The sequence below is a fragment of the Methanogenium cariaci JCM 10550 genome (assembly GCF_001315945.1).
In the GTDB taxonomy this organism is placed as follows: domain Archaea; phylum Halobacteriota; class Methanomicrobia; order Methanomicrobiales; family Methanomicrobiaceae; genus Methanogenium; species Methanogenium cariaci.
The window spans coordinates 1-8,181 of the sequence record NZ_BBBG01000037.1 but is presented as its reverse complement, the minus strand read 5'-3'; the positions used below and the strand labels follow the sequence as shown (position 1 = coordinate 8,181).

14 protein-coding genes are annotated in these 8,181 nt (G+C 53.4%); 10 read left to right on the top strand and 4 right to left on the bottom strand.

Features of this window, described 5'->3' with window-relative positions; translation table 11 throughout:
* On the bottom strand, positions 1 to 268 hold a 268-nt coding region (locus tag JCM10550_RS19370), incomplete at its 3' end, for a hypothetical protein (RefSeq protein ID WP_218185274.1).
* Positions 234 to 434 (bottom strand): hypothetical protein, encoded by a 201-nt coding sequence (locus JCM10550_RS16250; RefSeq protein ID WP_157200394.1) that lies wholly within the window; start codon positions 432 to 434, stop codon positions 234 to 236. The genes JCM10550_RS16250 and JCM10550_RS19370, both read right to left, overlap by 35 nt.
* Between JCM10550_RS16250 and JCM10550_RS16245 the strand changes: the two genes are divergently transcribed.
* The 10 genes from JCM10550_RS16245 (at position 423) to JCM10550_RS16205 (ending at position 6,933) form a co-directional block, all read left to right on the top strand.
* Positions 423 to 1,028, top strand: coding sequence for a hypothetical protein (locus tag JCM10550_RS16245; protein ID WP_062400662.1), 606 nt, complete (start codon positions 423 to 425; stop codon positions 1,026 to 1,028). The two genes, JCM10550_RS16250 and JCM10550_RS16245, sit on opposite strands and share 12 nt — an antisense overlap.
* Positions 1,029 to 1,605: 577 nt before the next feature.
* Positions 1,606 to 1,851 carry a hypothetical protein gene (locus JCM10550_RS16240; protein WP_062400659.1) on the top strand — a complete coding sequence of 82 codons (246 nt, stop codon included), beginning with the start codon at positions 1,606 to 1,608 and terminating at the stop codon, positions 1,849 to 1,851.
* 3 nt (positions 1,852 to 1,854) lie between these two features.
* Positions 1,855 to 2,151 carry a hypothetical protein gene (locus JCM10550_RS16235; protein WP_062400657.1) on the top strand — a complete coding sequence of 99 codons (297 nt, stop codon included), beginning with the start codon at positions 1,855 to 1,857 and terminating at the stop codon, positions 2,149 to 2,151.
* Positions 2,152 to 2,307: 156 nt separating this feature from the next.
* Positions 2,308 to 3,180, top strand: a complete 873-nt coding sequence (locus JCM10550_RS16230) for a PKD domain-containing protein (protein WP_062400655.1) — start codon at positions 2,308 to 2,310, stop codon at positions 3,178 to 3,180.
* A gap of 270 nt (positions 3,181 to 3,450) precedes the next feature.
* A complete protein-coding gene (locus tag JCM10550_RS16225) occupies positions 3,451 to 4,221 on the top strand; it encodes a hypothetical protein (protein ID WP_157200390.1) in 771 nt (256 codons plus the stop codon).
* Positions 4,222 to 4,421: 200 nt separating this feature from the next.
* Positions 4,422 to 5,234 carry a PKD domain-containing protein gene (locus tag JCM10550_RS16220; protein WP_062400651.1) on the top strand — a complete coding sequence of 271 codons (813 nt, stop codon included), beginning with the start codon at positions 4,422 to 4,424 and terminating at the stop codon, positions 5,232 to 5,234.
* Between the two features lie 270 nt (positions 5,235 to 5,504).
* Positions 5,505 to 5,705 carry a hypothetical protein gene (locus tag JCM10550_RS16215; protein ID WP_157200389.1) on the top strand — a complete coding sequence of 67 codons (201 nt, stop codon included), beginning with the start codon at positions 5,505 to 5,507 and terminating at the stop codon, positions 5,703 to 5,705.
* 59 nt (positions 5,706 to 5,764) lie between these two features.
* Positions 5,765 to 6,082 (top strand): hypothetical protein, encoded by a 318-nt coding sequence (locus JCM10550_RS16210; protein ID WP_062400647.1) that lies wholly within the window; start codon positions 5,765 to 5,767, stop codon positions 6,080 to 6,082.
* Entirely contained in the window at positions 6,036 to 6,257 is a 222-nt protein-coding gene (locus JCM10550_RS19970; RefSeq protein ID WP_218185273.1) for a BNR repeat-containing protein, read from the top strand. Before JCM10550_RS16210 ends, JCM10550_RS19970 begins: the two co-directional genes overlap by 47 nt.
* A complete protein-coding gene (locus tag JCM10550_RS16205; RefSeq protein WP_172673953.1) occupies positions 6,214 to 6,933 on the top strand; it encodes a hypothetical protein in 720 nt (239 codons plus the stop codon). The genes JCM10550_RS19970 and JCM10550_RS16205 overlap by 44 nt, the downstream gene beginning before the upstream one ends.
* A 101-nt stretch (positions 6,934 to 7,034) precedes the next feature.
* Here JCM10550_RS16205 and JCM10550_RS16200 read toward each other — a convergent pair whose 3' ends face one another.
* Both JCM10550_RS16200 and JCM10550_RS19965 read right to left on the bottom strand, forming a co-directional pair.
* Complete coding sequence (locus JCM10550_RS16200) at positions 7,035 to 7,238, bottom strand: hypothetical protein (RefSeq protein ID WP_157200387.1); 204 nt, start codon at positions 7,236 to 7,238, stop codon at positions 7,035 to 7,037.
* 495 nt (positions 7,239 to 7,733) lie between these two features.
* A partial coding sequence (locus tag JCM10550_RS19965; protein WP_218185272.1) for a hypothetical protein occupies positions 7,734 to 8,181 on the bottom strand: 448 nt, incomplete at its 5' end.

Sequence of the window (8,181 nt, the reverse complement as noted above, 5' to 3'; positions counted from 1 at the left end):
CTGACCACGCCTCCCCCCACCCTTTCGACCCCCCCGACCCCCCCGACCGCCACGGCTGCGGGGGGCAAATTTCCCGGTGACGGGCGTACTGGTCGTGCTTGCGTTCCTGGCCATTGCCGGGGGGGAACGTCTTCCGGCGGAGATGAGGGCCGGATACCCCCCCGACTTCTTTTTTGATGAGCGTCGTCAATGAAACAGAGCCGTAAGAAAGACTCTGCACACCATCCGGACGCTCATCTGCCAGGTTTTTCGGTCCGGTTCCCGGCATCACCGTCTTCATTGAAGATGAACATGAACTCCCGGCCGCGTTTTTCCTTTCTGATGTAGCCTTTCCCGGCGAGGCCGAGGAGGTCGGTTCTGGCCGTCTGGTAGACGACGCCGTGGGTCTCCGAAATCTCTCTGATGGTGAAATACTGCTCGCGGTGTTCCATCATCTGTCTGAGAATGTCTGCCTGTCTTTGGCTGATGTTCTGAACCGTTTTTATCATCGCTGTTGTCGCGTTCTGCTCGCTCTGTTTTTTCTCGATATAGGTGAGCAGGTCTTTGCGGGCCTCTACCCGAATGTCATCTCGCCGGGGGGGGTATTGGACGGCATCGTGGCAGAGACCGCGAAGGGCACAAACCTGCGGGAGGGTATCCGTCTGCTCCGGGAAGCAGTGACCCTGGCCGAAACCGACGGACGCACAACCGTGACCGGAACCGATGTTGCCACCGCCGTGCAGCGGATCACCGACCTGCACCTTGTGTCTGTCGTCGGAACGCTCAACGAGGACGAACGGCTGATGCTGGGTCGGATCGCCGCCCTGCACCAGAGCCGGGGCGGGAACCTGATCTCCCGCGAACTCTTCCGGGCCGTGGACCAACAGGTGCCGATGTGTTATACCCTCTTCTTTGAACGCCTCAGACTGTTCCGGAACCTCGGACTGATTGATCTCTACCGGCCCCCCCGGAACCGCGGCAATACCCGCAAGGTCCGGCTGCGGTATGACGCCGCAACAATGCGGGCCGTGTGTGAGGCGACGGAATAGACCCCCCCACCCTTTTCTCCCGGTTCTCTTCCCGGACGAGCCGGGTGATGGATGGCAGGGCCAACGCCGCAGAGCGTGCAGTGTCCGGTGGTTTCCTCTGCATAATGGTATAGTGGTTCGGCCGACCTTTGCTGAAAAACAGGAGCGTGCAGGATCGAAAGCGATTGAATCGCGTATTAATATCTACTTTTTCTCCCGTTTTGGAATATGATACGTGCAAACGCTTTTCGTTTTCATTTCTCTATATTAACTGTCTGTTTGGAGTGAAATAATGAAATCCGGGTGCCGTCGGATGCTCTGAATAAAAAAATGTGCTCCCCGGTGTTCAAGTGACGTTTGAGAGGTGAAAAGAGATGGATATGAAACACTATTATCTGGGTATTGCAGGGTTGGTGGCAATTGCGCTGGTGCTGGCGGCACCGGCGGGTGCTGAGACATGGGGGGGAACTACGGTCGTTGACAGTGGAGGTGATGTGGGGAAATATACGTCGCTCGCCCTTGACTCCTCGGGGCACCCTCACATCAGTTATTATGATAATTATAATGATTATGTGAACGGTAAACTGAAGTATGCGTCATGGGACGCGCTGCCTGGGAAAATATCACCGTTGACAGTGGTGGTGTGTGGGACTACTCCTCGATTGCCCTTGACTCAAAGGGGTTTCCCCCCCACATCGGCTATTATCATACGCACTCCAACCTGAAGTATGCGTCACGGGACGGCACTGCCTGGGTGACCGAACCTGTTGAAAATGACATTGCGGGATACTATGCCTCGCTTGCCCTTGACTCGAAGGGTTTTCCCCCACATCAGTTATTTTGATTTATGAACGCCAACCTGAAGTATGCGTCATGGAACGGCACTGCCTGGGCAACCAACACCGTTGACAGTGAAGATGGTGTGGGACACTATACTTCGCTTGCCTTTGACCCAACGGGCGCCCCCCACATCAGTCATTATGATGCTACGAACCACGAACTGAAGTATACGTCATGGAACGGCACGGTCTGGGAGACTTCCACCGTGGACAGGTCTGGTGATGTCGGGAGATACACTTCGCTCGCCTTTGACGCTTCCGGGTACCCCACATCAGTTATTATGATAGTTTTAACACTGCCCTGAAGTATGCGTCATGGAACGGCACTGTCTGGAAGACTATCACCGTGGACCAGTCTGGTGATGTGGGGGGGAATACACGTCGCTCGCCCTTGACTCGAAGGTTTTCCCCACATTAGTTATTATGATGCTACGAACGGTAACCTGAAGTATGTGTCAGGGATGTCAGGGGACGGCACCAGCTGGATGACCACCACCGTTGACCGTGACGGTGATGTGGGGAAATATACGTCGCTCGCCCTTGACTCATCAGGGACACCCCCCCACATTGGGTATTATGATGCTGCGAACGGTAACCTGAAGTATGCGAGGATATGGACTGCTCCTGTCGCCGAATTCACCTGTTCACCTGCGAGTGGATCTGCACCCCCCCTGACCGTCGTATTCAATGATATGTCGACCGGAGATCCGACTGCATGGTCATGGTTATTTGATGATGGGGATGACTCATCCCTTCAGAACCCAACCCACACCTACCAGAAACCCGGCACCTATAATGTTACCCTGAAGGTAACAAATCCGGATGGCTCGGATTACCTGACAAAAACCGGATGTGTCACCATATCCCTGCCTCCATTTTCTTTATATGACATCCCCCTTTCCGCCGGATGGAACATGATCTCGGTGCCGGTCACAGACGCGGTCGTGACACAGCCTGCCGGGATGATGGACACCGTGTATGGGTATGATCCCGTGGGACGGAGCTATGCCAAAGCCAACCTCTCCGCACTTGAACCCGGCAGGGGGGGATATTGGGTGTCTGCCACCGGGGGGGCCTGCACACTCACGGTGAACGGGAGTTATATGGACTGTTACGAGGCAAATCTCTGTTCCGGGTGGAATATGATCGGTGCGGTCTGCGGGAACACATCGTTCACCAACCCCCCCGAGACTGTTCCGGCAGACTCGGTTCAGAATTATGTGTATGCCTATAGTCCGGCATCGGGTACATATGTGTCAACCACCACCCTCACGCCGGGTGCAGGATATTGGGCGTCTGCCTCACAGTCCTGTCTTCTGAATGTGTCGGCCTGATCCTTTTTTTATTGGATACTGATGCCTGGCCCGGCATCTTCTCCTCATTTTTTTCCTCTTTTTTTGTGCATACGAAACCCCGCATTCCTGCGACGGCATCCCTGAATGTGGTGCATGAATAATGGGTGCAAACGCTTTTCATCTCCATTTCTCTATATTAATTATCTGTTTGGAGTGAAATAATAAAATCCGGGTGCCTCCGGATGCTCTGAGTGGAAGAATGTGCTCCACGGTGTTGGAGTGACGTTTGGCAGGTGAACAGGAATGGATATGAAACACTATTATCTGGGTATTGCAGGGGGGGTGGTGGCAATTGTGCTGCTGCTGGTGGCACCGGCGGGTGCGGAGACATGGGGGGGGACTGAGGTCGTTGACAATGGGAATAAGACGGGACAGTATTCCTCGCTTGCCCTTGACACGGAGGGTTTTCCTCACATCAGTTATAATGATGAATCGGACTGTTACCTGAGGTATGCGTCATGGAACGGCACCGGGTGGACGACCGCCGTCGTTGACAGCGGAGGTGATGTGGGATTCTACACCTCGCTCGCCTTTGACTCTTCAGGGTATCCCCACATCAGTTATTATGATAATACGAAGAAAGACCTGAAGTATGCGTTTTTGAATGGCACCGGGTGGGAGACTGCCACCGTTGACAGTGACGATAATGTGGGGGGGATCATTTCCTCACTCGCCCTTGACCTGGAGGGATTCCCTCACATTAGTTATTGTGATACTACGAACACTGCCCTGAAGTATGCGTTCCGAAACGGCACTGTCTGGGAGACTGCAACCGTTGACAGTGATGATAATCTGGGAGGTGCTCCCTCGCTTGCCCTTGACTCGGACGGGTTCCCTCACATCAGTTATATAGATAATACAAAACACGACCTGAAGTATGCGTCATGGAACGGCACCGGGTGGGAGACTGCCACCGTTGACAATGACGGTGATGTGGGGGGGTACGGCACCTCGCTCGCCCTCGACCCGGAGAGGCTCCCCCCCACATCAGTTATTATGATTATTCGAACGGTGCCCTGAAGTATACATCATGGAACGGCACCGGGTGGGAGACTGCCACCGTTGAAAGAGATGATAATGCGGGGTATGTCGCCTCGCTCGCCCTTGACTCGGAGGGTTTCCCTCATATCAGTTATTGTGATTATGCAAACCGCGATCTGAAGTATGCGTCATGGGATGGCACAAAGTGGGCTACAATCATCGTTGACAGTGACAGTGTGATGGGGTATGATTCCTCGCTTGCCCTGGACTCTTTTGATGCCCCCCACATCAGTTATGCGGGGGGGAATACGGAGGGTAACCTGAAGTATGCGAGGACGTGGACTGCTCCTGTCCCCGAATTCATCGGTTCACCGACGAGTGGAACTGCACCCCCCCTGACCGTCGTATTCAATGATACGTCGACCGGAGAGCCGACTGCATGGGTATGGTCGTTTGGCGATGGGGGGGACGGGTCCATTGAGGAGAATCCCGCCCACACCTACCAGACGCCCGGTGAATATAATGTCACCCTGACAGTAACAAATCCGGATGGCTCGAATACCCGGACAGAAACCGGATATATTACTGTCTCCCCCCCGTCTGGTGTTTCGTATGATATTCTCCTTTCCGCCGGGTGGAACATGGTTTCAGTGCCGGTCACAGACGCGGTCGTGACAAAGCCACAGCAAATGATGGACACCGTGTATGGATATGATCCCGTGAATTTGACCTATGCCGAAGTCAACCTCTCCGCACTTGCACCCGGTGTCGGCTACTGGGTGTCTGCCACCGGGGCCTGCACGCTCACGGTGAACGGGACAGATGTGGACTGTTACCAGACAAATCTCTGTTCCGGGTGGAATATGATCGGTGCGGTCTGCGGGAACACATCGTTTTCCGACCCTCAGACCAATCCGGCAGACTCTGTTCAGAATTATGTGTATGGATATAGTCCGGCATCGGGTAGGTATGTGTCAACCACAAATCTTACCTCGGGTGCAGGATACTGGGCGTCTGCCACACAGAACTGTCTCCTGAATGTGTCGGCCTGATCCTTTTTTATTGGATACTGATGCCTGGCCCGGCATCTTCTCCTCATTTTTTTCCTCTTTTTTTGTGCATACGAAACCTCGCAGACCAGTGACGGCATCCCTGAATTTGATGCATGAATAATGGGTGCAAACGCTTTTAATCTCCATTTATCTATATTAATTATCTGTTTGGAGTTAAATAATAAAATCCGGGTGCCGTCGGATGCTCTGAGTGGAAGAATGTGCTCCACGGGTGTTGGAGTGACGTTTGGCAGGTGAACAGGAATGGATATGAAACACTATTATCTGGATATTGCAGGGGGGGTGGTGGCAATTGTGCTGCTGCTGGCGGCACCGGCGGGTGCGGAGACATGGGGGGGGATTGAGGTCGTTGACAACGAGGGAGATGCGGGACACTATTCCTCACTTGCCCTTGACCCGGAGGGGGGTTTCCTCACATCAGTTATTGTGATGAATCGGACCTCTACCTGAAGTATGCGTCATGGAACGGCACCGGGTGGACGACCACCATCGTTGACAGTGATAGTGAAATGTACTACTACACCTCGCTCGCCCTTGACTCTTCAGGGTATCCCCCCCACATCAGTTATTTTGATAATACGAACCACGACCTGAAGTATGCGTTTTTGAATGGCACCGGGTGGACGACCACCGTCGTTGACAGTGACGGTGATGTGGGGGGGATCGTTTCCTCACTCGCCCTTGACTTGAAGGGATTCCCTCACATCAGTTATTGTGATTATACGAACACTGCGCTGAAGTATGCGTTCCGAAATGGCACCGGGTGGACGACCACCACCGTTGACAGTGACGGTAATGTGGGGGCAATATACCTCGCTCGCCCTTGACTCCTCGGGGCACCCTCATATCAGTTATTATGATTTTACAAAGGGTGACCTGAAGTATGCGTTCTGGAACGGTGATGTTTGGGAAAATACCACCGTTGACAGTGAAGAGTATGTGGGATCCTATACCTCGCTTGCCCTTGACACAACGGGCGCCCCCTCACATCAGTTATTATGATTATACAAAGGGTGACCTGAAGTATACGTCATGGAACGGCACTGCCTGGGAGATCACCGCCGTTGACAGTGTGGATAATGTGGGGGGGAAATATACTTCGCTCGCCCTTGACTCAACGGGTGCTCCTCACATCAGTTATTTTGATAAGACAAACGGTAACCTGAAGTATGCGAGGATGGTAACTCCTCTGCCGCCTGTTTTGTCCTATGATATCCCCCTTTCCGCCGGATGGAACATGATCTCTGTTCCTGTCACGGGCCCGGTCCTGACAAAGCCTGCCGGAATGATGGACACCGTGTATGGGTATGATCCTCTGGGACGAACCTATGCCCAAGTCGATCTCGATGCTCTTGAACCCGGTGTCGGCTACTGGGTGTCTGCCACCGGGGGGGCCTGCACACTCACGGTGAACGGGAGTTATATGAACTGTTACGAGGCAAATCTCTGTTCCGGGTGGAATATGATCGGTGCGGTCTGTGGGAATACATCATTCACCAGCCCCCCCGAAACCGTTCCGGCAGGCTCGGTTCAGAATTCTCTCTATGCATACCGTCCGGCATCGGGTACATATGTGTCGACCGCCACCCTCACGCCGGGTACAGGATACTGGGCGTCTGCCACACAGAACTGTCTCCTGAATGTGTCGGCTGATGCCTGCGGTTGCATACTGATGTGAGACTGGTTTCCTCTTTTTTTGTGCATACAGGATGGTATTCCTGCGGTTGCCCCCCCTTCGGTATGTGGCACCCTGAAATCAGGTTATCTTCTCCTCCCGTGTTACCGCACCCCCCCTTTCTCTTGGTTCGCCTCCCGGACGAGCCGGACATAACAGGATTCGCAGACACTTGCCCGCTGGGTGTCCGAGTGATACACCGCAGGTCCGTTGTCGCAGAGCGTGCAGCGTCCCAGGGAGACCGATGACCGCCGGAATGTTCGGTGGTCGAGGATGTTGGGGGGGAGAGGGAGGGTGTGTCCGGGCATCCGGTTGCTTTGCAGTTTTGCGTACGTTTTATCCGTTTCGTGGATCTTGCTATGTCTGCATATATCCGGTTTTTTGTCATTCGATGACAATCGCGTCGTGGGTTCAGGGACCTGTCTTTGTTTGCAGCAATTCCCGGAACAGAGAAAGAGGGGGGGTCTGTATCCCCATACTGATCCGGAGGAGTGAATGTTCCCCCCCCAACCTGCTGTAAAGTTCCCTTAGTATCTGTACATATATCTCTATATTGTACAACTTTTGAAGAACAACCATCAGAACAGGCTTTTTCTGACGCCTCATCATTTGCAGTTCCGTGCTGCAAACCGGCTGCAATGCTGTAATCATCAGGACCGGAATGATCCTCTTTGGTATCGTTTGGATCATCAAGCCAGACATCGGATTTCTCTATCCATTCCCGGTAGAGTTCATGATCGAAAGAGAAATGATGCTCCCGTTTCTTCAGGGTAATCCCGCAGACCTCCTCGGCCACTGTTGTGTCACTGAGACTCACCGCCGGGGATTTGTTTTCCATCGTGGTTCGGGTTTCCGCCGCCGCCCGCACCGGCATTACCAACAGCATCGGTATTACCGACAGCACCGGTCATGGCGACCGTAGTGTTTATAGGTTCAGCCGCTGACTGTTCACTGGCGGTTCCTGACAGAACGATGGTGGTACATGGTTTCTTTATGGGGCTGCCGTTTTTTGGTTTTGGTTCGGTTGTTCTTTCGGTAGCTCTTTTGATTCCTGTCCCGGTTTTTGTTTCGATTTCAGTCTTGATTTCTGTCTTGATTTCTTTGTTCTTTTTGTTCTCGTTGATCTCGTTCATGGAGATCATCTCCTGTGCACGAAATGCGGTGCACAAGAGAAGAGTGGCGTTCAGAGGTAATAGAGAAGAACAACGCGTCGTGAAAGGGGGGGCGGCGGGTGGTGTCGGGGGGGGTTTG

Coding starts and splice junctions, on each gene's coding strand:
- JCM10550_RS16250 (WP_157200394.1), bottom strand. CDS start 434: ATGATGGAACACCGCGAGCAGTATTTCACCATCAGAGAGATTTCGGAG.
- JCM10550_RS16240 (WP_062400659.1), top strand. CDS start 1,606: ATGGGACGCGCTGCCTGGGAAAATATCACCGTTGACAGTGGTGGTGTG.
- JCM10550_RS16235 (WP_062400657.1), top strand. CDS start 1,855: ATGAACGCCAACCTGAAGTATGCGTCATGGAACGGCACTGCCTGGGCA.
- JCM10550_RS16230 (WP_062400655.1), top strand. CDS start 2,308: ATGTCAGGGGACGGCACCAGCTGGATGACCACCACCGTTGACCGTGAC.
- JCM10550_RS16225 (WP_157200390.1), top strand. CDS start 3,451: ATGAAACACTATTATCTGGGTATTGCAGGGGGGGTGGTGGCAATTGTG.
- JCM10550_RS16220 (WP_062400651.1), top strand. CDS start 4,422: ATGGGGTATGATTCCTCGCTTGCCCTGGACTCTTTTGATGCCCCCCAC.
- JCM10550_RS16215 (WP_157200389.1), top strand. CDS start 5,505: ATGAAACACTATTATCTGGATATTGCAGGGGGGGTGGTGGCAATTGTG.
- JCM10550_RS16210 (WP_062400647.1), top strand. CDS start 5,765: ATGTACTACTACACCTCGCTCGCCCTTGACTCTTCAGGGTATCCCCCC.
- JCM10550_RS16200 (WP_157200387.1), bottom strand. CDS start 7,238: ATGCCCGGACACACCCTCCCTCTCCCCCCCAACATCCTCGACCACCGA.